General features: G+C 49.5%; 26 protein-coding genes. 13 read left to right on the forward strand and 13 right to left on the reverse strand.

The genetic code is table 11. The features are described 5' to 3' along the window. Positions 1-30 precede the first annotated feature (30 nt). Genes PY479_RS00425 through PY479_RS00450 form a run of 6 tightly spaced genes read right to left on the reverse strand, consistent with a single transcriptional unit; the run spans position 31 to position 3,217 of the window. Positions 31-564 (reverse strand): FlhC family transcriptional regulator, encoded by a 534-nt coding sequence (locus tag PY479_RS00425; RefSeq protein ID WP_000566753.1) that lies wholly within the window; start codon positions 562-564, stop codon positions 31-33. Beyond that, on the reverse strand, positions 561-860 hold the full coding sequence (locus tag PY479_RS00430; RefSeq protein WP_000210563.1) for a flagellar transcriptional regulator FlhD: 300 nt from the start codon (positions 858-860) through the stop codon (positions 561-563). The genes PY479_RS00425 and PY479_RS00430 overlap by 4 nt, the downstream gene beginning before the upstream one ends. Continuing rightward, positions 857-1,405 carry a lytic transglycosylase domain-containing protein gene (locus PY479_RS00435; RefSeq protein WP_000848909.1) on the reverse strand — a complete coding sequence of 183 codons (549 nt, stop codon included), beginning with the start codon at positions 1,403-1,405 and terminating at the stop codon, positions 857-859. The genes PY479_RS00430 and PY479_RS00435 overlap by 4 nt, the downstream gene beginning before the upstream one ends. After that, on the reverse strand, positions 1,392-2,054 hold the full coding sequence (locus tag PY479_RS00440) for a DUF6475 domain-containing protein (RefSeq protein WP_275482508.1): 663 nt from the start codon (positions 2,052-2,054) through the stop codon (positions 1,392-1,394). The genes PY479_RS00435 and PY479_RS00440 overlap by 14 nt, the downstream gene beginning before the upstream one ends. Further along, positions 2,041-2,910 carry a hypothetical protein gene (locus PY479_RS00445; protein WP_248354947.1) on the reverse strand — a complete coding sequence of 290 codons (870 nt, stop codon included), beginning with the start codon at positions 2,908-2,910 and terminating at the stop codon, positions 2,041-2,043. Before PY479_RS00445 ends, PY479_RS00440 begins: the two co-directional genes overlap by 14 nt. A gap of 55 nt (positions 2,911-2,965) precedes the next feature. Then, positions 2,966-3,217, reverse strand: a complete 252-nt coding sequence (locus PY479_RS00450) for a helix-turn-helix domain-containing protein (RefSeq protein ID WP_000451746.1) — start codon at positions 3,215-3,217, stop codon at positions 2,966-2,968. Between the two features lie 117 nt (positions 3,218-3,334). Between PY479_RS00450 and PY479_RS00455 the strand changes: the two genes are divergently transcribed. The 9 genes from PY479_RS00455 to deoD all read left to right on the forward strand — a co-directional run bounded on the left by PY479_RS00455 (position 3,335) and on the right by deoD (position 13,133). Then, positions 3,335-3,982: a LexA family transcriptional regulator gene (locus PY479_RS00455; protein ID WP_000854920.1), complete on the forward strand. Its 648-nt coding sequence runs from the start codon at positions 3,335-3,337 to the stop codon at positions 3,980-3,982. Positions 3,983-4,238: 256 nt separating this feature from the next. Next, positions 4,239-5,828, forward strand: coding sequence for a peptide chain release factor 3 (gene prfC / locus PY479_RS00460; RefSeq protein ID WP_275482509.1), 1,590 nt, complete (start codon positions 4,239-4,241; stop codon positions 5,826-5,828). 55 nt (positions 5,829-5,883) lie between these two features. After that, positions 5,884-6,048: a hypothetical protein gene (locus PY479_RS00465; protein WP_212595647.1), complete on the forward strand. Its 165-nt coding sequence runs from the start codon at positions 5,884-5,886 to the stop codon at positions 6,046-6,048. 40 nt (positions 6,049-6,088) lie between these two features. Continuing rightward, positions 6,089-6,931 (forward strand): TatD family hydrolase, encoded by an 843-nt coding sequence (locus PY479_RS00470; protein WP_275482510.1) that lies wholly within the window; start codon positions 6,089-6,091, stop codon positions 6,929-6,931. A gap of 141 nt (positions 6,932-7,072) precedes the next feature. Next, positions 7,073-8,569 carry a NupC/NupG family nucleoside CNT transporter gene (locus tag PY479_RS00475; RefSeq protein WP_275482511.1) on the forward strand — a complete coding sequence of 499 codons (1,497 nt, stop codon included), beginning with the start codon at positions 7,073-7,075 and terminating at the stop codon, positions 8,567-8,569. A gap of 372 nt (positions 8,570-8,941) precedes the next feature. After that, complete coding sequence (deoC, locus tag PY479_RS00480) at positions 8,942-9,715, forward strand: deoxyribose-phosphate aldolase (RefSeq protein ID WP_275482512.1); 774 nt, start codon at positions 8,942-8,944, stop codon at positions 9,713-9,715. 77 nt (positions 9,716-9,792) lie between these two features. Beyond that, positions 9,793-11,139 carry a thymidine phosphorylase gene (gene deoA, locus PY479_RS00485; RefSeq protein ID WP_275482513.1) on the forward strand — a complete coding sequence of 449 codons (1,347 nt, stop codon included), beginning with the start codon at positions 9,793-9,795 and terminating at the stop codon, positions 11,137-11,139. Further along, on the forward strand, positions 11,136-12,353 hold the full coding sequence (locus tag PY479_RS00490; protein ID WP_275482514.1) for a phosphopentomutase: 1,218 nt from the start codon (positions 11,136-11,138) through the stop codon (positions 12,351-12,353). The genes deoA and PY479_RS00490 overlap by 4 nt, the downstream gene beginning before the upstream one ends. 69 nt (positions 12,354-12,422) lie before the next feature. Continuing rightward, complete coding sequence (deoD, locus tag PY479_RS00495) at positions 12,423-13,133, forward strand: purine-nucleoside phosphorylase (protein WP_275482515.1); 711 nt, start codon at positions 12,423-12,425, stop codon at positions 13,131-13,133. Between the two features lie 45 nt (positions 13,134-13,178). On the opposite strand, the gene PY479_RS00500 is transcribed toward deoD, so the two are convergent. Beyond that, positions 13,179-13,865, reverse strand: a complete 687-nt coding sequence (locus PY479_RS00500; protein ID WP_212595654.1) for an AhpA/YtjB family protein — start codon at positions 13,863-13,865, stop codon at positions 13,179-13,181. A gap of 79 nt (positions 13,866-13,944) precedes the next feature. Between PY479_RS00500 and serB the strand changes: the two genes are divergently transcribed. Continuing rightward, complete coding sequence (gene serB, locus PY479_RS00505) at positions 13,945-14,922, forward strand: phosphoserine phosphatase SerB (protein WP_275482516.1); 978 nt, start codon at positions 13,945-13,947, stop codon at positions 14,920-14,922. Here serB and PY479_RS00510 read toward each other — a convergent pair. Further along, positions 14,919-17,285, reverse strand: a complete 2,367-nt coding sequence (locus tag PY479_RS00510) for a PilZ domain-containing protein (RefSeq protein WP_212595656.1) — start codon at positions 17,283-17,285, stop codon at positions 14,919-14,921. The two genes, serB and PY479_RS00510, sit on opposite strands and share 4 nt — an antisense overlap. Positions 17,286-17,434: 149 nt before the next feature. Here PY479_RS00510 and radA point away from each other — a divergent pair, with 149 nt between their 5' ends. Further along, a complete protein-coding gene (radA, locus tag PY479_RS00515; RefSeq protein WP_212595657.1) occupies positions 17,435-18,799 on the forward strand; it encodes a DNA repair protein RadA in 1,365 nt (454 codons plus the stop codon). Positions 18,800-18,808: 9 nt separating this feature from the next. Here the strand turns inward: radA and PY479_RS00520 are convergent, their stop codons facing one another. After that, positions 18,809-19,174 (reverse strand): PilZ domain-containing protein, encoded by a 366-nt coding sequence (locus tag PY479_RS00520; RefSeq protein WP_212595658.1) that lies wholly within the window; start codon positions 19,172-19,174, stop codon positions 18,809-18,811. Between the two features lie 287 nt (positions 19,175-19,461). Between PY479_RS00520 and PY479_RS00525 the strand changes: the two genes are divergently transcribed. Beyond that, a complete protein-coding gene (locus PY479_RS00525; RefSeq protein ID WP_212595659.1) occupies positions 19,462-20,814 on the forward strand; it encodes an NCS2 family permease in 1,353 nt (450 codons plus the stop codon). Positions 20,815-20,889: 75 nt separating this feature from the next. Here PY479_RS00525 and PY479_RS00530 read toward each other — a convergent pair whose 3' ends face one another. Together PY479_RS00530 and PY479_RS00535 are read right to left on the reverse strand one after the other, a co-directional pair. After that, positions 20,890-21,327, reverse strand: coding sequence for a GspH/FimT family pseudopilin (locus PY479_RS00530; protein WP_212595660.1), 438 nt, complete (start codon positions 21,325-21,327; stop codon positions 20,890-20,892). Between the two features lie 92 nt (positions 21,328-21,419). Next, positions 21,420-21,935, reverse strand: a complete 516-nt coding sequence (locus tag PY479_RS00535; RefSeq protein WP_275482517.1) for a GspH/FimT family protein — start codon at positions 21,933-21,935, stop codon at positions 21,420-21,422. 218 nt (positions 21,936-22,153) lie between these two features. Here PY479_RS00535 and glnB point away from each other — a divergent pair, with 218 nt between their 5' ends. Continuing rightward, complete coding sequence (glnB, locus tag PY479_RS00540; protein ID WP_212595662.1) at positions 22,154-22,492, forward strand: nitrogen regulatory protein P-II; 339 nt, start codon at positions 22,154-22,156, stop codon at positions 22,490-22,492. Between the two features lie 108 nt (positions 22,493-22,600). Here the strand turns inward: glnB and PY479_RS00545 are convergent, their stop codons facing one another. Further along, a complete protein-coding gene (locus tag PY479_RS00545; RefSeq protein ID WP_212595663.1) occupies positions 22,601-22,768 on the reverse strand; it encodes a small highly charged protein in 168 nt (55 codons plus the stop codon). A gap of 142 nt (positions 22,769-22,910) precedes the next feature. After that, positions 22,911-24,188 (reverse strand): RsmB/NOP family class I SAM-dependent RNA methyltransferase, encoded by a 1,278-nt coding sequence (locus PY479_RS00550; RefSeq protein WP_275482518.1) that lies wholly within the window; start codon positions 24,186-24,188, stop codon positions 22,911-22,913. Between the last annotated feature and the right edge of the window lie 56 nt (positions 24,189-24,244).

Raw genomic sequence — 24,244 nt, forward strand, 5'->3', positions numbered from 1 at the left:
AGGTGCACAATCAAATTATGTATCAGCATGTTAGTTCTCAAAAAGTGCTCTAGTGGTTTGCTCGGCCATAATTTCGCACACAGGACATTTAAGCTGAATGCGCTGTTGAGATACCGTCAAATACAGACTACCGCATCGACACCGGTGTAAGGATGCAAGCTGTGATCTTAAATCACGAGCTAGAACCCAACCTTCATTGATGGTTAGTTTTTTCCAGGGGATCTCAGCTGGAAGATCTGCTTCTTCTCTTGCAACCAAGTACGCATCGTAAGCCTTCATCAAAGCATCAATATTTAATTGCTTGTAGACATTGTCTCCACCAATATTGACATAAAGCGCCATCAGCAGGGAGCCTTCAACTAAGGCTCTTCTGCTTTTGACGATGGCATCAGATTCTGGCAATTGACCAGGACAAGGTGACTTGCCAGTCACTTCTTTGTGAAGCCTTCTGATAATGTGGATTGGCAAACCAGTATCGAGCGCGATAATGGTTGTTCGAAATCCGTATTTAATAAGCAGCGAGGCTCGGGTAAACAGCTCACTTTTGGACAGGTTATCAATCATGCATCCCCCTTGTTGTTTAGGGTTGATAATAGGTAAGCGATTCTTGGGATACCTGTGCCTTTGCTCTTCACCATCTCAATCAGTTGGCTTTGATTACCCCTTGGTTGAAACAGCATGAATGATGAGGTCGCCACTCGTTGCAGGTCGTCAACACCGGCATTAATCAGTGCATCAACCACATCGCGTGTAAGTCCAAAGCGCAAGACCGCCTCTTGCGGATCAATTCGCGCTAATTCGCGTGCTGCGTGTAGGTACGCCAAATTTAATTGATAGAAGTCTTGTTGATTGGTTGTCATTGACGGACCTCCAGTTCATGTAAAATATTGCGATAGATAGAAAGCACTCTTTGCCCATACCAGCGTGCACGCTCTTCGTTCCAACTGTGATAGCGGCCTATGCCAAGCTCTAAATCGTTTGGTGAAGACTTGATTGCTTCGGCCAAAATACTGGAGCCGACAGTAAGGTTGGTGATGGGGTCTAGCAGTTCTGCTGCTGAGCTCACCCGATGTCCGTGCCAATGCAAATTGATTTGCATAAGGCCAATATCGAGCTGGTATTTTTCACTCTCTTGCAGTGCTTGGTTTAACAGTTGCTCTGCTTCTGTCTTAGATTTGGCGTAGGTTGCATTTGAACCATTGCGAATTGCGTATGGCCATGGACTAGTCATGTTGAGACCACGATGTGAGGCGGACTCAGCCAAGGCAACGGCGTAGAGCATGACTGGATCAATACCAACACTTTGTGCTGCTTTTTCCCACTGATAGCCCGGAAACGCATAGACTGAAGTGCTTGCGGACATGGCTATCACTAGGGCAACGGTTTTTGCTTTAATCGTTTTCATTTTTGTCCTCTAATTGATTTCCGAGAAGCGCCTGAATGGCTTTCGGGCTTATTCTTTTCAAAGGCACTGCGCTAAAAGTGGCGATGCCTCTCGTGTAAACTTGTGCCGCTTTTGACCAGTCACCCACGGCAACAGGCGCTTGCATATCAAATCCTTTTTGCTGGTTCTGATGGTCTGCAATACCCTGTAATAGCCTTGGGTATTCACCCACTTCGTCCCGCAGCAAGTAAGCCTGGTAGCGTGTTAAAAACTCTTTTTGCTTAAAGGGGTATTCCCTGTCGTCAACCTTGCAGAGTTCAACCCATCCCCCCATGTCTGAAATAACGCGGTGAATAAACGCATCGTCAAACATCACGGATGTCCAAGCGCCAACCTGACGAACAGCCTTGTCAACTTTGTTCCAAGCAACCATGGCTCTTGAGCCAGAGTTGCCATCGATATGCTTGATGACGTCAGCGGGCTTTGGAAAAAATTGCCCAGTATCCGGGGATTGAATATGCCGAGTCAGACCGATTCGCACTTCTTCAATGCTGTAAGCACGAAGGGCTTCAAATGCGATGGATAGCAATTGCGGTGATACGCTTTTGCCATACATGGCCCAAGCTGCTCCCCAAATTTCAGCAAACTCGCGTTTATCAACCTCCTGCACTTGAACGAACCTCCCGAATACCTGGTCCGGCCCAGCTTTCAGCAATGCGGCGGTTGCTTTCTTCAATATTCAATTGGTGATTGCTGCCCTTTAGGCTCGTCGATGATTGCTGTACTTCATCAATGCGAACGTACTCGTCTTCCCATTGCCGGTTTAAAAGCCAGTTATGTGGCATAGGGGTCTTAGTCCGATCTTGATACTGCAATCGGTTGTCTCGTTGCTCTTTCCAGCGTGTTAGCACTTCCAAGGCGAGTTCATGGTCTTCATTGAGGCCCATGCGTAGCCATTCTTCTTTGGCTTTCGCTTTTTTTTCTTTGCGTATTTGTACATCCCAGAAGTCTTCAAACTGTATCTGGTCAACAGTTTTAACTGTTGGTTTATTGCTTCTCTCAGAGTCATCCGACCGTTGAGAGTCCCTTACCGGGTTGCCATCAGGCATAAACAATGATGAAAATTCTTCTGGAAGCCGAGCTTGAAAAGCGGCAAGAGATTTCAAAAGCGATGCCATACCAACGAAGTCGGCAGGTACATCTTTAAGCAACCGAAAGGCTGCCTTACCTTGGTTTGGGTTTTCGATTGGGTTGTGCTTCAGAAAGCTCCGAATCAAAGTCCAGCCGGATTCCTCGCAACGAATGAGGAACTGATCTTGTTCTAACTCATTTAGAGCCTTGGCAACCTGTTGCTCATCCCAGTTCAAGTCAGAAGCAACGTAACCAATCGGCAATCGAAAGCAGCCAAGCAAATTACAATGTGGGCATGTAAGCAAATACAGTCCTAGCAACTTCGCTGAGTCACTCCAGGACAAAACGTTTTGCTTTAGCCAAAAGCGGGTATAGACCTTGCCATAATCACGCATGGAGGAATTCGCTTTGTTGTTTACGTAAAATGCTGACCATTATTTGCCCTTAATCCTACTGGTTACTGGCTTTCAGCTCGCTTGGGCATTCCGGATAGATGTCCGGTCTTAACTGGGATCGGGTTACCTGTCCTTGCGTAGCTTGTTCGATGGGTAAAACGAATTCAGCGGGAACACGCCCTGATTTATTCAACCAAAACCAGACGTTTTGCTGTTTTGAGTTGATGGCTCGTGCTAATGCTGATTGCCCGCCGACCAAGTCAATGGCACGGCGGAGATGTTTTTGTGTCGTGTTGAACACTTCCATACCGTCTCCTGTTACAATAATAACTGTTACAAGATTGAATGTTACAGTTTAAACTGTAGATAAGTCAACAGTTAAAATTGTTGAAAGGCTACAGTTTTATTTGTAGAATACGGGCTTATGAAAACTTTATCCGAACGACTAAACCATGCCTTGCAGCTTACTGGGGTGACTCAGTCAGAGTTGGCTCGTCGCATTGGTATCAAACAGCAGTCGATCAGCCAGATTTGCTCTGGTAAATCGGCTAGGTCTCGTTACACCATGCAGATCGCGGAGGCGCTTCGCGTGAATGCTCATTGGCTCGCCACAGGTGATGGCGAGATTGGCTTGGGGGTCGGTAATGTAGAAGTTGGGCCTGACATTAAGGGAAGAATTCCTCTCATTAACTGGGTTCAGGCCGGTGATTGGACTGAAATAGCGGAGGGATTTGCCCATGAAGATGCTGAAGAGTGGCGTGAAGTCACTGGGAAAGCACATGAGGGTTGTTTCGCACTTCGCGTAAAAGGCGACAGTATGGAAAATCCAAGCGGGAAAAAATCCATACCTGAGGGGGCAGTGATCGTTGTTGATCCTGAGTTACCTTACTCTTCAGGTTCATTGGTTGTTGCGCGTTTGGATGATTCGAAAGAAGCAACCTTTAAACAGTTGGTCATTGATGGTGAACAGAAGTACCTAAAACCTTTGAACCCGCAATACCCTGCAATACCGATCAACGGCAACTGCACCATCATTGGTGTAGTACGACAAGCTATCATCGATTTTTGGTAGCGAAGGAATTTGTGGTTTAGCCACTGTTGTTCATGAGCTGAAGAAGCAACGATTGCAAACAGCTACAACTGAGCATTGGCGCACGCTGAGAGTAAATGGTAACAGATTAGATAACCATTGATTGTTTATAAAGTCAAGATCAGCGAAAATAGCGGCCAATTACGATTAACACGACGGATTTGACAAGCGAAGAACTGAAAAGAGAGTACTTCCAAAAGTGTGTACAAATCCGTGTACAAACTAAAAGAATTTATACATGGTAAACCAAGATTTTCTTAATGAAATCAATAAGCGAAGGACCTTTGCTATCATCTCGCACCCCGACGCCGGTAAAACCACCATTACCGAAAAGGTGTTGCTGCACGGACATCTGATCCAACAGGCGGGCACCGTAAAAGGTCGCGGCTCAGGTCAGCATGCTAAATCTGACTGGATGGAGATGGAAAAAGAACGTGGGATCTCGGTGACGACCTCGGTAATGCAGTTCCCTTATAACGACTGTTTGGTGAACCTGCTGGATACTCCTGGGCATGAAGACTTCTCTGAAGATACCTATCGTACATTGACCGCAGTTGATTCCTGTTTGATGGTCATCGATGCCGCTAAAGGTGTGGAAGACCGTACCCGTAAGTTGATGGAAGTGACCCGCTTGCGCGATACGCCAATCATAACCTTCATGAACAAACTCGACCGTGATATTCGTGACCCGATGGAGCTGCTTGATGAAGTAGAGAACGAGCTCAATATCATGTGTGCACCGATCAGTTGGCCGATTGGTTGCGGCAAGTCGTTTAAAGGTGTTTATCACCTGCATCGTGATGAAACCATTCTGTATCAGAGTGGCCATGGCCATATGATCCAGGAAGTACGCATCATTAAAGGTCTGGATAACCCAGAACTGGATACGGCTGTCGGCAGCGACTTAGCACAGCAGCTGCGTGAAGAACTGGAACTCCTGCTGGGTGCATCTAATGAGTTTGATGAAGAGTTGTTCCTCAGTGGTGAGCTGACACCGGTATTTTTCGGGACTGCGTTGGGTAACTTCGGGGTAGATCATATGTTGGATGGTTTGACCAAGTGGGCTCCTGCCCCTAAACCACGTCAAAGCAGCGAACGTATGGTGGTAGCTACCGAAGACAACTTTTCAGGTTTCGTTTTTAAAATTCAGGCCAATATGGATCCTAAGCATCGCGACCGTATCGCGTTCTTGCGGGTGGTCTCCGGACAATACACGCAAGGGATGAAGATGAAGCACGTGCGCATTGGCAAAACCGTGAGTATCTCTGATGCGGTAACCTTTATGGCGGGTGACCGTGAGCGTGCAGAGGAAGCGTTTGCCGGTGATATTATCGGGTTACACAACCACGGGACTATTCAGATTGGCGATACCTTTACTCAGGGCGAAGATCTGAAATTTACCGGAATTCCTAATTTTGCCCCAGAAATGTTCCGTCGTATCCGCCTCAAAGATCCATTAAAGCAGAAGCAGCTGTTGAAAGGTTTAGTGCAGTTATCAGAAGAAGGTGCGGTTCAGGTTTTCCGACCACTGGATAATAACGATCTTATTGTAGGCGCGGTTGGGGTCCTGCAGTTTGAAGTGGTGGTTGCGCGGTTGAAATCAGAATACAACGTTGAAGCAATTTATGAAGCGGTAAACGTTGCCACCGCCCGCTGGGTATATTGCAACGACGCCAAGAAGCTCGATGAGTTTCAGCGTAAATGTTCGTTGAACCTGGCGTTGGATGGTGGTGACAACCTCACCTACATTGCACCAACGATGGTGAATCTCAACCTGTCGATGGAACGCTATCCCGACATTGAATTTGCTAAAACCCGAGAACACTGATAAAAGGCGGAGTAATACTCCGCTTTTTTATTGAACGATTGAAAGGGATGGCAATATGAATAAACTGCTTTCGCTCATTACCCGAGGCTGGCAAAAATATACCTCCTGGTGCGATAAGATGGGGCTGACTGAAAACAGCCAACGCTGCTGTATGCCACGTTTGCAAGATCCGCCGCTTGAGAAAAAACCGCTTACAAAAGACACCGGCAAATCATCGTAGCTAACGCTGTCGTTACTGTGATTTTTTGCTGAAGCCTTTTATGCTAGCTAGCAGCGTGGATATGCTGATGCTGACTGATTCGCATGCACATTTTGATGCCCCAGAATTCGACGCCGACCGGGAACAGCTGTTTCTGGAGATGCGGCAGTCTGGCATTTCAGGTGCGTTAATTCCGGGAATATCACCGGCCAATTGGGCGCGGCAACGGCAGATAGCGATTGAGTATCAATGTGATTATGCCCTGGGGATCCATCCTTGGTATTGTCCTCCAGACATTCCGGCTGCGGTGGCTTTGTTGGAACAGCAACTGCAGCAGCATCTGAGCGATCCGTTCTTAGTTGCGATTGGGGAATGTGGCTTAGACAAGCCCCGGGCGCAGCTTGCTGATGACGATGCTCGTCGCGTCGACTGGGCGCAACAGGTTGCTTTATTAACGCCGCAGCTGGCATTGGCGCAAAAATATCAGATGCCAGTAGTGTTGCATGCCGTGCGTTGTCATCACGAGATGCAGGCGATATTACAGCAGTTTCCCAATTGTCATGGTGTCATTCATGGTTTTAGCGGTAGTTATGAAGTGGCGCTGAAATACTGGCAGATGGGGTTTCGACTAGGGATTGGTGGCTTGTTGCTCGACTCATCCGCCAAAAAATTACGCAGTGCGGTTAAACGCTTGCCATTGACGGCACTCCTGGCGGAAACTGATGCCCCGTCAATGACACCGGTAACTGCCAAAGACCGGCGTAATACCCCATTGACCCTCTTACCTGTCGTGGCCGAGATAGCAATCTTGCAAGGAACTTCCAATGTTCTGGTATCAGAACAGCTGGAAAACAATTTTGTTCAACTGTTTGAGCGTAAAACGGAATTAAGGGAACACCCGTGATGCTATTTGTAAGGTTTTGAAAAATAAACGCTAAATGGACATCAGTAGGCGATTTTTTGGCAACCCTCCGTTATAATGCCGCCCAAATAAAGGTCGGTTAACGCCATTAACACTGCAATTAACAATAAAAAGGGATAGTTAATGAGTATCGTCATGAGTTTAGTGGGAGTACTTGTCCTGCTGTTTGTTGGGTTTCTGTTTTCCAACAACAAAAAAGCCATTAATCTGCGTACGGTTGGCGGCGCCTTCCTGATCCAGGCCGCTTTCGGCGGCTTCGTGCTATACGTCCCGGTGGGTAAAGATATCCTCAAGGGGGTGTCTGATGCAGTTTACAGCGTCATTGACAAAGCCAACGACGGTATTCGTTTCCTGTTCGGTGACTTAGCCAATTTCAAAGTCGGTTTTATCTTCGTCATTCACGTGTTGCCGGTTATCGTCTTTTTCTCCTCTTTGATTGCGGTGTTATATCACCTAGGCATTATGCAGTGGGTTATCCGCTTATTGGGTGGCGCACTGCAAAAAGCCCTCGGCACCAGCCGCACCGAATCCATGTCAGCAACTGCCAATATCTTCGTTGGGCAGACTGAAGCGCCCCTGGTCGTGCGGCCATTCATTCCAACCATGACCCAGTCAGAACTGTTTGCCATTATGGTAGGTGGCATGGCGTCTATTGCGGGTTCAGTAATGGCGGGCTATGCCCAAATGGGTGTACCAATGGAATATCTGGTTGCGGCATCATTTATGGCCGCCCCAGGCGGTTTGCTGATGGCCAAACTAATGCATCCGGAAACCGAAGCGCCTCATGATGACATCGTAACGCTGCCAGACGAGCAAGATAAACCTGCCAACGTGTTGGATGCTGCCGCGAGTGGCGCTTCGGCGGGGATGCAGTTGGCACTTAACGTCGGTGCGATGTTGCTGGCATTTATTGGGCTTATCGCCTTAATCAACAGCATTATCGGTGGTATTGGTGGTTGGTTTGGTTATGGCAATGCGGCGTTAGCAACCACCTTTGAAGCATTAAAACACGCCGCCGCAGCCACCCCAGAATTACAGGCAGCGTTTAATACCAGCGTGCAGGCGTTAGCAGAACAAGCGCATGTAGCAGTCAATGCGTTGGTGATCACCGATATCGACCGGCAGCTGGTCATCGATCAGTTCAGTAAATTGCAGCAGCCACAGTTAGTCGCCGCGGCAAAATCCGTTGTGGATGCCGCCTCTGCACGCATATCGCTGGAAATTATTCTGGGTTACATCTTTATGCCACTGGCCTGGTTGATTGGGGTACCGTGGAAAGAGGCGATGCTTGCAGGCTCGTTTATCGGCCAAAAAATTGTTGTGAATGAATTTGTGGCTTACTCCAACTTTGCCCCCTATCTGAAAGATTTGGCTGAAGGTGGCAAGCTGGTGGCGGAAACGGGGATGGCGATGACAGATAAGACCAAAGCCATCGTGTCTTTTGCGTTGTGTGGCTTTGCCAACTTATCCTCTATTGCCATCCTGCTGGGCGGCCTTGGTGGCATGGCACCGAATCGTCGTCATGAACTTGCCAAGTTGGGCATGCGCGCGGTGGTTGCCGGCTCTCTCGCTAACCTGATGAGCGCCACCCTCGCTGGGCTATTTATCTCGCTGTCCTAACCGCTCTTGGCTGGCCGGACCGAGTGTCCGGCCAAGCGTCAATTTACTGCTACAGTTTTTTCTTGAATTGTTCGTGAATATGAACCGTTGGTTCTGGAAATGAAATTATCTGCGGTATATCATTGGCCGCCCTGCGAGAGTCTTTAGTCCATTGCTGTGCGGCGTATCAGTAATGGCGTAATGATTCCGCTATTTTCGCGCTAAAAAGGATTTTTCGCGGCAACAGAGATGGTTTCGCCCTCCTTGCCGCTCTTCATGGAACCAAGTCGTGAGCCTGCGAGTTGGTGAATAAAAAGGCCGACGCCAGGGAAACCGTTTTTCGGCAGAACTGAAGCAACGGAACAGATAAGGTTATTTTCGGAGAGCTTACCCATGACTGATTTGAAACAGGCGGCCCGTCAGGCGATTCGACTGATGGATCTCACCACGCTAAATGACGATGACACCGATGAGAAAGTGATTGCGTTGTGCCATAAAGCTAAGACCCCGGCAGGCAATACCGCCGCGGTATGTGTTTATCCACGCTTTGTTCCCATTGCGCGTAAAACACTCAATAGCATTGGTGCCAGTGATGTCAAAGTGGCTACTGTAACCAATTTCCCCCATGGCAATGATGATGTGAATATTGCCTTGTTAGAAACCAAAGCTGCAGTGGCTTATGGCGCGGATGAGGTGGATGTGGTGTTTCCATATCGGGCGTTGATGGCCGGCAATGAGTCTATCGGTTATGAGTTGGTGCAAGCCTGTAAGCAGGCTTGTGGTGATAAAGCCTTGCTGAAAGTCATCATTGAAACCGGTGAATTGAAAGATCCTGCATTGATCCGTAAAGCATCAGAAATTGCGATTGACGCAGGGGCTGACTTTATCAAGACCTCAACCGGTAAAGTGCCAGTCAATGCTACCATTGAGGCTGCTGAGATCATGCTGACAGTCATCAGTGAGAAAAATCCCAAGGTAGGTTTTAAGCCCGCTGGCGGTGTGCGGGATGCGGCGCAGGCGGCAGAATTTCTCGGTGTGGCGGAGCGTATTCTGGGGGCTGATTGGATTAGCGCTAGGACTTTCCGTTTCGGCGCTTCCAGCCTGCTGGCTAATCTGCTGCATACGCTGGAGCTGGGTCAGGCCACTGGCGAAATCAAAGGTTACTGAGTTTATTAAGCATTGTGGCGGGGGCGTTGAGTCCGCAGTTGTCATCGCGAAATTGACACACGATGCAGGAGCAACTGATGTATTTGGCACAGGAAATCATCCGCAAAAAACGTAATGGTCAGGTGTTAACTGCGCCTGAGATCTGCTTTTTCGTCAAGGGCATCACAGATAACAGCATCTCCGAAGGACAGATTGCCGCGCTGGGCATGGCAGTGTATTTCAACGGTATGAATATGGATGAACGTGTGGCGCTGACACTGGCTATGCGTGATTCCGGCCGTGTGATGAACTGGGATAGCCTGCATCTCTCGGGGCCGGTGCTGGATAAACACAGCACCGGTGGTGTTGGTGACTGCACCAGCTTGATGCTCGGGCCGATAATTGCTGCCTGTGGCGGCTATGTGCCAATGATTTCTGGTCGTGGCCTCGGGCATACCGGTGGGACGCTGGATAAACTGGATGCGATTCCCGGTTATCAGACAGCGCCTGATAGTCAGCGTTTTCGCAATACGGTTCAGCAGGTTGGGGTCGCCATTATTGGTCAGACCGGCGATCTGGTGCCTGCTGACAAACGTTTTTATGCCATTCGTGATAATACTGCGACAGTAGAGTCTATTGCGTTGATTACGGCATCCATTCTTTCTAAGAAACTCGCATGCAATCTTGATGCACTGGTGATGGATGTCAAAGTGGGAAGTGGTGCCTTCATGCCCTCAATGGCCGAATCGCAAGCCCTGGCAGCATCGATTGTTAGTGTGGCAAACGATGCCGGGACTCGTACCTCAGCGTTGTTAACCGATATGAATCAAGTGTTGGCTTCCTCGGCCGGCAATGCGCTGGAAGTCGCTGAGGCGGTGCGTTTCCTTACCGGTGAACAGCGCAATCCCCGGTTGTTTGCGGTGACTATGGCGTTATGCCGCGAATTATTGCTGCTCGGTGGTTTAGCTGAAAACGAAGTCGATGCCCAAAAACAGCTGCAACAGGTACTGGATAATGGTCTCGCCGCTGAACGCTTTGGCAAAATGGTGGCGGCGCTTGATGGTCCCCACGATTTTATTGAGCGGTATCAAGCGTATTTACCGCAGGCCACAGTGATTAAACCGGTTTATGCCAGCAGAGCGGGTGTGGTGCAGTCGATGGATACCCGACAGTTGGGGATGGCGGTGGTAGCGCTCGGTGGTGGCCGTTGCCAACCGGGTGATGCGCTGGATTACAGCGTTGGCCTCAGTGACATTTGTACTTTGGGGCAACGTCTTGAGCGACAGCAGCCATTGGCGCTGCTGCATGCCCGTAATGAAGCCGAATGGCAACAAGCGGCGGATATCGTCCGTGCGGCGATACAACTGGGTGAGGTTGAAACAGACCGTCAGCAAGAGATTTATGGCTGTATCCGTGCAGCGGATATTGCCGTGGAGAGTAAATGAAACGCTGTATTATTTTAATGCTGGATTCTTTTGGCATCGGGGCGAGTGCCGACGCCGATAAATTCGGCGATGTGGGGGCCGACACCTTTGGGCACATTGCCGAGTTGTGTGCCAACGGCCAGGCGGATATTGCGCGACAAGGACCACTGTCACTGCCCAATTTGGCGGGCTTAGGTCTGGCGCAAGCAGCTAAAGAGAGTACTGGCAAGATGCCAGCCGGGTTCAGCGATACTGTCGTTGTGCGCGGTGCTTATGGGCATGCAGCAGAGCTGAGTTCTGGCAAAGATACTCCTAGTGGTCATTGGGAAATGGCCGGGGTGCCGGTGTTGTTTGATTGGGGCTATTTCAGCGATAAACAGCAATCATTTCCAGCGGTACTCACCGATAAGATCCTCGCCCGCGCGGGTCTCAGTGGCTTCCTGGGGAATTGTCATGCATCCGGTACCGTCATTCTTGATGAGCTCGGTGAGCAGCATCTGCAGACGGGGTTGCCAATTTTTTATACTTCGGCAGATTCGGTGTTTCAGATTGCTTGTCATGAACAGACTTTCGGACTGGATAACTTATACCACTTGTGTGAGATCGCCCGTGAAGAGCTGGAACCGTATAACATCGGACGGGTGATTGCTCGGCCGTTTGTTGGCAATGAAAAAGGCGCGTTCAATCGCACTGGCAATCGCCGCGATTACGCCGTTGAACCACCCGCCGCTACCGTGTTGGATAAGTTGAAAGATGCCGGTGGTAGTGTGATTAGTGTGGGTAAAATTGCCGATATTTATGCCCATTGTGGCATCACTGACAAAGTGAAAGCCTCTGGACTGGAAGCGCTATTCGACGCCACATTGGCACAGGTAAAATGCGCCACTGACAACACCATAGTGTTTACCAATTTTGTCGATTTTGATTCCCAATACGGCCATCGCCGTGACGTCGTGGGCTACGCCCGTGCGCTGGAATATTTTGACCGGCGACTGCCAGAGTTACTGGCGTTGTTGCAACCGGACGATCTGCTGTTGCTGACGGCGGATCATGGTTGCGATCCCACCTGGCGGGGCACTGATCACACCCGTGAACATGTGCCCGTGCTGGCGTTGGGTGCCGGATTGCGTCCTGGATCGCTGGGGCGCCGTAACAGTTTTGCTGATATCGGGCAGAGCATTGCCTGTTATTTTGGGCTGACGCCTATGGCTTATGGTGAATCTTTTCTGCCGTAATGCTGAAACTCCGCTATGTTTGAGCGGGGGATGACAAATTTATTTTTGAACCAAAGGGGTTATTTTTTCATGGCAACACCACACATCAACGCAGTAGACGGTGCTTTTGCGGAAACCGTGCTATTTCCAGGCGATCCGCTGCGTGCCAAATATATTGCCGAGACTTTTCTGGAGAACGTAGAGCAAGTCACTAATGTGCGTAATATGCTAGGTTTTACAGGAACTTACAAAGGTAAGAAAATCTCAGTGATGGGGTCTGGCATGGGCATTCCTTCCTGCTCTATCTATGCGACCGAGCTGATCAAGGATTACGGGGTTAAGAACCTGATCCGCGTGGGAACCTGTGGTGCTATCAGTCGCGATATCAAAGTGCGTGATGTGGTGATTGGCATGGGGGCCTGCACCGATTCGCGGGTAAACCGTATGCGTTTTAAAGACAAAGATTTTGCGGCAATCGCAGATTATGAACTGCTGACCGCCGTCGTAAACGCAGCCAAGGCGCAGAACATCAAAGTCCGGGTAGGGAACGTGTTCTCAGCCGACCTGTTCTATTCTCCTGAGCCGGATATGTTTGACGTGATGGAAAAAATGGGCGTGCTCGGGGTTGAGATGGAAGCTGCTGGTTTGTATGGCGTTGCCAAAGAGTTCGGTGCCCGCGCTTTGTGTGTCGTGACCGTATCTGATCATATTCGTACTGGGGAAGTAACGACCTCTGAAGAGCGTCAAACGACCTTTAACGACATGATCTCCATGACGCTGGAAGCTGCGCTGACCCTATAGCGTTGTCCGCTGGATCGCCAAAGGAGCCGCATGGCTCCTTTTTCGCTATTTGAGGGGGACTGATGTCTCCGGCTCACTCGCCGCATTATCTGCAGCTAACTTTGCCTGTTGCTTTAACGCCTTTCTACGATGTTTGACCCGAGTCCGGCGGCGGTCAAAATCCGCACGCTTAAATGACAGTGCCCGCGATAACAGCATGCCAATGACTCCGGCCACCAACAGCATGATCTGCTGTTGTTTCATATTCTGTTCATGCGCGGCTTTAATTTCGTTGAAGAACAGTTTCGGGTCGAGTCGTACCTCAATAAAACCGAGATTTTTACCATCCTGCACCACACTCTCCACATATGGCGGATAGGGTGCCAGCAGATTCTCTAACTCGTCACTGTCTGGATCGACATCTTCTTCGGTGATGTCCTGCGCAAATGATAGGCGTTGGCCTTCTTCACTGTAAATGGTGGCAGCCATGACTTTCGGATCCTGCACTAACGCCGTTGTCAGCCACTGTAATTGTTCATCATTCTGCAATTGCAAGGCCGGTGCAGCACCATAAGCAGTTTGTTGCACCAATAATCTGGCCATCTTTTCCGTTTGGGACTTCAGCAATAGCTGACCTTGTAGTAGGCTGGTCTGCCACAGTTGCACCAGGCCGACGATCAGCGTTACTGCCAGGGCAATCTGTAACAGCCTGATAAAGGTGTGGGTGGTTTTCAGCCCTTTGAACAATAACACTTTGTACCTTAATACACAGAGGTTTAGCGTTAATCATAATTGATTATCGCCGACCCCGATAGCCGGAGAAATATACAGCATGGTTCCAGAGTTCAGCCAATTGACCCTTAAGTCAGCCAGTGATCGAGACGTTTTTGGCTTCGGGCAACACTTCTGGCCGCTATATTCCGAAGGTGAACATCTGCAACAGTTACGGCTGCGTTTGGTATTTACACCGGAAGCGGAAAGTGCGGTAGTGTCAGTTTTGCCAACCTTACCCATTAGCGCCATATCCCGGTTGCATCGTCAGCAACCCCTGTTAGGGATGGAATTATTGTTAGGTAGCATGCCATCAGCGTCGGTCATTGGAGCGCTGCAGGCACTGCCGGGGCTGGAACAATTGTTGCTCGCTCCATCGACTCAGTTACCGCAGTTAACCACCCCAGGGTTACTGGTAATGGATATGGACTCTACTGCGATCCAGATTGAATGTATTGACGAATTGGCCGCAGCGGCCGGCGTGGGCGCTGAAGTCGCCGCGGTAACTGAACGGGCAATGCTGGGCGAATTGGATTTTGAACAAAGTTTACGGGCGCGTGTTGCGAAACTCAAAGGCGCCGATACGGCTATTATTGGACAATTATGTGAACGGCTGCCATTAAGCCCTGGATTGCCGTCAATGATTGCTGAGTTACAGCAGCATGGTTGGCGCACGGTAGTGGCCTCGGGTGGTTTTACCCCGTTTGTGAATCATCTGAAGCAGTTGCTGTCGCTGGATGCCGCATTTGCCAATGAACTGGTGCTGCAAGATGGCAAATTTGTCGGCGAAGTGACCGGCAAAGTGGTCGATGCAGCATTCAAGGCCGCAGTGGTGACGGATTGTGCGGTGCAGTGGCAGATAGCCAGCGGTCAGCGAGTGGCGATTGGCGACGGTGCCAATGATATCCCAATGGTTACTGCGGCTGATTTTGGCTTGGCTTATCATGCAAAGCCTAAGTTGGCAGCAGCGGCGGATGCGCAAATTCGTCAGTTAGGGCTACAGGTAATCCCGTTTTTCTTGCAGTATCACTCTTGTTAATCTTGTGCTGGCGGCGGCAGTCTCATTCTGACTTCCGCCGTAATATCCACCAATTCGCCAACTCCCACAATGCGCCACAACAGCTGCTCTAGTTGCTGTGCGCGGTGTTTGGCGTGGAGTTTGACGTAATCCAGTTCGCGTTGCAGATAAGATAGATCCGGTTTTCCAACCGCGCCGCGGTAGACCTTTAACGCCATAAATCGGCCAATGCGATCAGCCTGCTGGATAAAGTCAGACAATGCCGTCGGTGTGGGCATCTCTTCCGCCCGCTTACAAGTGATAATCTGGGGCCGTTCGCCAGTACTGACAATCGCAAACAGTTCAAAACTGTCAGCGCTGTGTTCTGGTTTCATCCGGCGTATCGGTTCGATGAAGTCCAGCTTCAGCCGCCCCTCAGCCAGCAATGGTGCCAAATCAAATAGCAGCCGGTTTCCTTGCTCACGGGCAAACAGATCACTGATCGCGTCCCGTTGCATCCCAATGCCTATGCAAGCCATTCGGAACGATTTCGTCGTTTTCTCCAGCATAAACGGTACCGCATGGAGGTGGCGCATTAACTGATTCTTCAGGCCGTCCGCTAATTCTTTTGTCTGCTGATGGTTGTCTGTCAATTGCTGCAGTTTCTCACGATTACGGATGATCAGCTGATTGAGAAACTCCACACCGGTATGCGGTATGTGACCCACTATGGCCGCCAAATGCAAGGTGACACCGTTCTTACGACTATGAACCAGACGATAGGGAAGATCCTGCAACTTAATTTTAGGGGCCAGCTGCTGCAATTTCGAAAAACTCAGCAATAGCTCTTTGCTATTGTCCAGCACAACCGGATTGTCCAGGTGCAGTTGCAGTCCTCTACTGGAGATGTCATGGGTCATCGCTTGTAATTGCTTGCCGTCCTGAGTAATGGAAACCAAGGTTTTAAAGGCAAAGCGGGCTTCACGGCGGCGCTCACTAAAATTAAGGGCAACCAGATGAATTTGACTTTGTGGGCCTTTTTCTATGCCAAACCGTTTCAGGTCATTGATATTCTGAGGAGATTGCCAGCATTGATATTGTTCAGCCGCCGCTTCATCGGTGAGATCCATCAGTTGTACTAAATGCTGATACTGCGCTAGTTGCTGTTCTGTCATGCTGCTGTAACTGGGATCATCGCCAGGCAGTGCCGAAGATTTATAAGGCTGCCGATGATCTATATCGTCCAGGTGCAATCGGCAAACTTTCCAGCTGGCCTTACCTGCGCCATAGTGAAAAAACAGCGGTAATAGGGCAGTTTCTTGCAGCTCGGCTAACGTTGCCGCATAAAAGAACAGGCGCCCTTTGGCGTTATAGGTAAAGCAGTACAGCAGACTATAAGCACTGTCATTCGGGTGCGCCAATAATGCCTGGAGTCGCTGACGGCTCAGAATCGCCGGTAGTTGGTTGACGTCGTTTTCATCAAGAAAATAGTGCAGCAGCTCCTGATTATCGCTGCTCAGTAAAATTGTGCCAATTTGCGGTTGCTGTTGTTGATCGTAGCTGATGAACAATGGCAGATGCGGATAATGTGGCAGATAATGGCGCTCAAAGCCCAGTCCGCTGGCATTGACCATCACATCATTCACATCCACCTTATAGCGTAGTTTGTAGCCACGGATCAGATCTGACAGCATTTGCGATAACTGCTCACTGCCACTGACCCGCTTGAGTCGCAGGCGACAGTCATCATCGACCACATCGGCATCTACGACTTGATAATCCACACCTTGCTGCAGATCGGCAAAGTAGAATTCATCACCCAGTTCCTGCAGTTTTACCGTTAAAGGGCGTTGTAGATTAAAACCGTGTTTGGCAGGCAAGCGGATCCTTGCGCCACTGACAGAAAGATCCAAGGTATTACCGGTGACTTCCCGTTGTCCCGGCTGAGACACCAGTATTTTGATACTGTAGTTCATCCGTTCTTCAGTCCGACGGATGTAATTGCCGAGAATAATCCCCGGAACCAGGCTGGGCGCAGGCTCTATCTTGTTGCTTTCTTTTTGGTGACGGCGTTGTTGATGACTTCGCATCACCTCTTCATATACCCCCATCGTGTATTGTTGACGGTACAAGGCTAATGCGCGCTGAAATATTTCTTTGGCAGGTTCGTCCAGATAATGATGCTGCTCAGCAAAAATCACTTCACTGCAAGGCAGTTCAGACTTATCTCGTAAATCGATGATCCGCAGGCAGGGACTGGCGAGACGATTGATTTCCATTTTTAACAGAAAACGACTGGAGTTAGATTCTCCCTGCGTCATCTTGTCAAACAGGTCATCAAAATTGGGCTCCATCATGATTGGTTTTAATTGTTCAATCAGGAGACTGTGGGCGTCTGCACTCATCTATTCACTCTAAAAAGATGCTAAACTGCGTGATTGGTTAACTTTATGTCGGCTGCTGCGGCGAGAACTGAATGCTTAAATGCCAGTTATCGTCTTGAAAGGGCAGTTATTTTATATTCTGTCAAAAGTGTCCCAACATTCCAATTTTTATGGCAAAAAACAAAACAGCATATGTCTGCACAGAGTGCGGACAAGATTTTCCTCGTTGGCAAGGGCAGTGCAGCGCCTGTAACGAATGGAACACCATCACTGAAGTTCGGCTGGGTGCCGCTACCGCGGGCCGTAGCGGCAGTTTTAGTGGTTACGCTGGTGCGGGCAGTAGCGAGGTGAAAACTCTGGATCAGATTGATCTGAACGAGGTGCCACGCATTCCCAGCGGTTTTGCTGAACTGGATCGAGTGTTGGGCGGCGGTATTGTCGCTGGCAGTGCCATTCTGATTGGTGGGCACCCTGGTGCCGGCAAAAGTACCTTGTTATTGCAGACCTTATGTCAATTGGCAGAAACATTACCGGCGTTATATGTGACAGGTGAAGAGTCGTTACAGCAAGTTGCCATGCGTGCGGTACGTTTAGGACTGCCTACCGGCAAACTAAAAATGCTGTCGGAAACCAATGTCGATACCATCTGTGATGTGGCATTAAAAGAACAACCCAAAATTATTGTTATCGATTCGATTCAGGTGATGCACATCAGTGATGTGCAGTCATCTCCGGGAAGTGTGGCGCAAGTGCGCGAATCGGCAGCATTTCTAACCCGTTTTGCCAAGCAAAATAACATTGCCATCATCATGGTGGGACATGTCACCAAAGATGGCAGTCTCGCCGGACCTAAAGTGCTGGAGCACTGCATCGACTGCTCGGTGATGTTTGAAGGGGACAGTGATAGCCGCTATCGTACATTGCGTTCCCATAAAAACCGCTTTGGCGCTATCAATGAACTCGGTGTGTTTGCTATGACCGAACGTGGCTTACGTGAAGTGGCCAATCCCTCGGCAATTTTTTTGTCGCGTGCCGATGAAGCTGCGTCTGGCTCGCTGGTGATGGTGGTATGGGAAGGGACTCGACCGTTGCTGGTGGAATTACAGGTGTTGGTGGACCATTCAGCGTTATCCAATCCGCGTCGCATTGCAGTAGGGATGGATAGCAACCGTCTAGCCATGTTGCTGGCGGTGATGCATCGTCATGGTGGGTTGCAGATGGCCGATCAGGATGTTTTTGTTAACGTGGTGGGCGGCGTTAAAGTGACTGAAACCAGCGCCGATCTGACGCTGTTGCTGGCCATGTTGTCGAGTTTTCGGGGGGAAGTGTTACCGCGTGATTTGGTGGTGTTCGGCGAGGTTGGGTTGTCTGGTGAAATTCGTCCGGTGCCCAATGGTCAGGAACGCCTGGTGGAGGCAGCCAAACATGGTTTTCGTCGTGCGGTAGTGCCTATCGCCAATGTCCCGAAAAAAGCGCCGCCGGGAATGGAAGTCATTGGCGTGCGTAAACTCAGTGAAGCATTGGCGGCGCTGTAACGGAAAGGGTTATACCGAGTCGTGTTCGGATATGAACTGATCCAGCTCACGATTAAGTTGTGAAGTATCACCGGTATTGAGTTCCAATAAGCGGCGCAGATGGGTAATGCTATCCACATCGATGAACGCGCACTTCAATCCCAGATAGTTACGCTTGTGGTAGACGGGTTCAGCCAGCATGCTCACCTCGATCTCTGATGCTGGCAAGCGGAAACTGAGGATCAGTGATGGCGCCAGTTCAAAATCATCCGGCAATTGTACCATCGCGCCATTAAGACACAGGTCCACTAATCGGGTGTTCCAGGTTCTCGTTTCGGTGCGCAGTTGTGCCGGTGTTTCAAACAGCACGCGCGAGAATTTACGCTTGTCTTCCATCTGATGTCCGCTTCATCCTGTAAATTGCCTAAATTGTAGACAGATTTTTGCCAATTGACACCTGTCTTTTTCGCAAAGTGATTGATTCAAATAATTGCTGGATAATTTTGGCTGTGGCGACAACAGAACCAAAGCATGTTTTTTGAACAGTGCTAGCCACCACACAGTTCTTGAATAGGCTATCGCCCTGACATCAGAATTGTTTTATGATCGCGCGTCCGACGCAGTCTGTCTCTTTCTTGTACTGTGTTTTGTACCCTCTTTTGAGATCAACAAGGTAACGTCCTATGCATTCATCTAACTCCGATAGTGCCGTGAATTCTTCATGGCTGGAGCGATATTTCAAGATTCAGGAACGCGGTAGCAGTGTGCGCCGTGAATTGATCGCTGGTTTGACGACATTTTTGGCGATGGTGTATTCCGTCATCGTGGTGCCATCCATGTTAGGAAAGGCGGGCTTTGATGCTGGCTCAGTGTTTATTGCCACCTGTTTAATCGCGGCTTTTGGGTCACTATTGATGGGGTTATGGGCCAATTTGCCTATGGCTATCGGCTGCGCCATCTCTCTGACAGCCTTTACTGCATTTAGCCTGGTACTTGGGCAGCACATGTCTATCCCAGTAACCCTTGGGGCAATTTTTCTGATGGGGGTAGTGTTCACGCTGGTGACTGTTACCGGTATCCGTCAGTGGGTGCTAACGAATCTGCCTCGGGGCATCGCTCACGGAACAGGCATTGGTATCGGTTTGTTTCTGTTACTGATTGCCGCTAATAATGTCAGCTTGATTGTTGGCAACACTGGCGGCGGTTTGCCGGTAAAATTAGGCGATGTGAGCAGCTTGCCTGTGGTGGCTACTATCATTGGTCTGGCGGCAACCATTGGTCTGGAAAAACGTCGGGTTCCGGGTGGCATTCTGTTAGTTATCATTGTGTTGTCAGTATTCGGTCTGGTGTTTGATCCATCGGTGAAATTTAGCGGGATATTTGCGCTGCCGGATCTGACATCTGAGCACAGCCTGTTTGGTAAACTGGATATCTTGGGGGCACTGAATCCAGTAGTCTTACCAATTGTGTTGGCACTGGTGATGACGGCGATTTTTGATGCCACCGGGACGATTCGCGCCGTGGCAGGTCAGGCCAATTTGCTGGACAAGGAAGACAATATTATCAATGGTGGCAAAGCGCTGACAGCAGACTCGGTCAGCAGTATGTTTGCCGGTCTGGTGGGTGGGGCTCCAGCCGCCGTTTATATTGAATCCGCTGCAGGTACTGCCGCAGGCGGTAAAACCGGTTTGACTGCCACCCTGGTCGGCGTGTTGTTTTTGCTGTTGATCTTCCTGGCACCATTGTCTTACTTGGTACCAGCTTATGCTACCGCTCCGGCACTGATGTACGTCGGACTGTTGATGTTGTCAAATGTCACCAAGCTGGATTTTAATGACAAAGTCGATGCCATGGCTGGCCTGACATGTGCGGTATTCATTGTGCTTTCTTGTAATATCGTTACCGGTATTATGTTGGGGTTTGCGACCTTAGTGATTGGCCGTATTTGCAGCGGCGAGTGGCGTAAGATCAAACCAGGCGTGCTGTTGATCACCATTGGCCTAGTTGTATTCTATGTCGGTGGCTGGGCAATTTAACGTAGCCGCATGTAATAAAAAATCGCGGCAATTGCCGCGATTTTTTATGGTAACGTACAGCGTATTTGGCAATGGTTAGCTATCGGTGTACCTGATCATACCTGAGCTACTCACTTTGACGCCTTTGCAGTCACTGCTGTTGTTACAGTAGGTAAAGGTAGCCTCGCCACTACTCAAACCGTCAGCTTGAAATGTTACATCGGCACCGGTTACCACATCATGGCTGCTAAAACCATCTACAACTTTTAACGTTTTATCACTACTGGTGACAAACACTCGGAGACCATCGCTCCAGTTAGCACCATTTTTTGCAACAGACACGCCCATGCCATAACTGATAGCCTGGTTACGGGCAAAAGCCAGCGTTTGTTCGATACGACTGATTTCTGATTTTACGCGATAACCATCATATAACGACTTCAGCGATGGCACCCCGACCGACAGCAGAATGGCTGCCACGGCAATGGTGACCATTAACTCCACTAGTGTGAAACCGCGATAGTGACCAGACATGTGACACCCTGTTACCAAAACGTGAAATTCAAGTATAGGGGGTTCAGTCGGCGAATGGGAGCAGAAATTGACTAAAATCAGCTAACTGCGGTTTATGTCCCACAATTGATATTATCGTCGCTACGACGGGTTCGCCCCGCCTGATTCACAATAATGGTCTGTGCATTGTCGCTGACTTTTTCCGGACAGTAACTCAGCGTGCCATTACTGCCACTGGCTAATCCGTCCGGATGAAAGCGCACAGCTTTACGATTGTAGAAGATGCTGTCGTTAGCGTGGAACTCACCGGATTGCTGCAATAATTTATCCTCCGTATCCAGGAGCAGATTACCGTTGTGATCGATAAAGACACTGACACCTTGTTGCCAGTCGCTGTCGATGCAGCTATTGCCGTTTAGCCGACAGACGGTAACTCGTGAGCGATAACTGATGGCCTGGTTACGGGCGAAGGACAGCAATTGTTGTAATTGGCGTAAGGCGGAATCAGTACGATATTGACGGTGTAAGTCTGCTAAAGACGGTACTGCGATACCTAACAAAATGGTCAAAATCAGCAAGGTGATAGCCAGCTCCACTAGCGTGAAGCCCCGTTGTGGCATATGTTTCATAAGCAAGTCCTTGGCGTGTTAAGTGCAGCGTCCTGCGCACCGGTTACCGTTCAAAGTGTAGTTGTACAAGAAGTAAGCTGCATAATCGTCCTTTAGACAATTAGCTAATAAACAGCGGTTTTTTTTAGGGGTAATTTTACGATAGGAGGCTTCGCCCAACGGCTTAGCGTGGTAAGCTAAACGGAGAAGCTAGAATTAAGGTGATGAAGGAGTGCCTGATGAAAAAAGTGGAAGCCATTATCAAGCCTTTCAAACTTGACGATGTCCGTGAAGCATTAGCGGAAATTGGCATTACAGGGATGACAGTGCTGGAGGTCAAAGGGTTTGGTCGTCAGAAGGGGCACACAGAGCTTTATCGTGGTGCTGAGTATATGGTGGACTTTCTGCCCAAAGTAAAAATCGAATTGGTGATCCAGGACGATTTGCTGGAGCAAGCACTGGATGTCATCGTAGATATTGCCCGCACTGGTAAGATCGGTGATGGTAAGATTTTTGTTACCGATGTTGAACGGGTCATCCGAATTCGTACCGGTGAAGAAAACGAAGAAGCGGTATAGTCTGCTAGCCAAGCTCAACAACAGAAAGGGTGGTCAGTGACCACCCTTTTTCGAATTCGCTAGCCACTGATGTCGGCTAAGTAACAAAAACAGCGGATTAACGCAGCGTTATTTCCACTTGTCTTCCTTAAATGCGTCCATTTCTGGACCTTCGTCGTAGTAACGACGCTTGGTATCACGGCGGCGTTGTTTTACGCGCTTGCTGTTGCGTTGCTTGTTACGCTGATGCTCTCCCCATGAAGAGTCATCATCATCAAATTCATATGGGTTTGACATGATCCTGTTCCAGAAATGTGCATATACGGCGCACCCTCTCTTTTTACCTAAAGGATCTGTCAAGCTAAAGCGAAAAATTTAACGTCTGTTGGTAAAAAATATTTAACAACAGCAAATCTGCCGATGAGGATGACATTTACTGCTATTGGCGAAGCATACGCACTACAAACATCCCATCGGTATCGGCCTGATAGGGCCACACGGTCAAATATTCTGTCCTTTCACCCGTAAAAGGATGTTCTAACGATTGCAGCGTAAACTGTGGGTTGGCGGCCAAAAATGCGTCGACGACGCCGCGATTTTCAGCGTCAGCCAGAGAGCAGGTGGCGTACACCAGAACCCCGCCGGATTTTACCGCGTTGCTGGCTCGTTGCAGGATATCCAGTTGCAATGGTGGTTTTTCAGTGACGGCGGTTTCGTGGTCTAGCCAACGCATATCCGGATTCCGACGCCAGGTGCCGGTACAACTGCACGGTGCATCAACCAGCACACCGTCAAATGCCTGAGTCGCAACCGGTGCGGTTTCGCTTTGCCAAAGGACGGATTTAATGATGTTGCACTGGCTGCGGGCAGCCCTTTTTTCAAGTTCCAGTAACGCGCTTTGCCGAATATCAGACGCAACGATCTGGCCCTGGTTCTTCATCAATGACGCGAGTTGCAGACTCTTACCTCCCGCACCGCTGCAGGCGTCCCACCATTGTTCTCCCGCTTGGGGGTTGCAGATATGGCCAATGACTTGTGAGGCCAAATCCTGTACTTCTAGCTGACCATCTTTATACAGTGTCAGTTCGTTGAGGTTGATGCTTTGATGACCCAGACTGATGGCATCCTCAAAATAGGCAGATTCAGTTGCGCTGAATCCCGCTGTTGCCAGCGCCTGCTTCGCATTGGTGGTAGATAATTGTTGTACTCTTAACCACAGCGGCGGCCGACTGCAGAAACTCTGTAATAACGTTAGTTTCTGTGTATCGTTCATTGCGGATAGTTGCTGCCAGAACCATTGAGGCACCAGTGCCTCGGCAGGAAAATCGGTACCCGCAAACCACAGTTGCAGCTGTTCTGCCGCTTGTGTCAGCGACTGCCAAGGGGTACCCGAATGCGGTAGCAATCCTCCGCGTAATTGCCACGCTTCCAGTGTCGGTTGCCAGCTATGTTGTTCGAGCAGTCCACAAGCCGCCAGCTGTCGGAACCATAACTGCTCATCATTAGCGGCCGGTAATAACTTCAGCCAGCCATACCAGCGAAACAGGGCAAACAGGGTTTCTCGGATAATACGGCGATCGCGTCCACCATGTTTTTTATTGAGACGAAAATAAGCGGCCAAGACCCGATCCGCACTTTGGCGGGACTGCAAAATCTCGGTAAAAAGTTGGTGAATGGTCTTGGCGTAACTGTCGGCGTATTTTTCAGCAGGAGTCATGGTGCGCTAGCGTTAGATAAAACTGGCACCAAGTTTAACAGAAGCCAAGCGCCAGG

Origin of the sequence: Shewanella sp. A32 (assembly GCF_029167175.1) — a bacterium.
Lineage (GTDB): Bacteria > Pseudomonadota > Gammaproteobacteria > Enterobacterales > Shewanellaceae > Shewanella > Shewanella yunxiaonensis.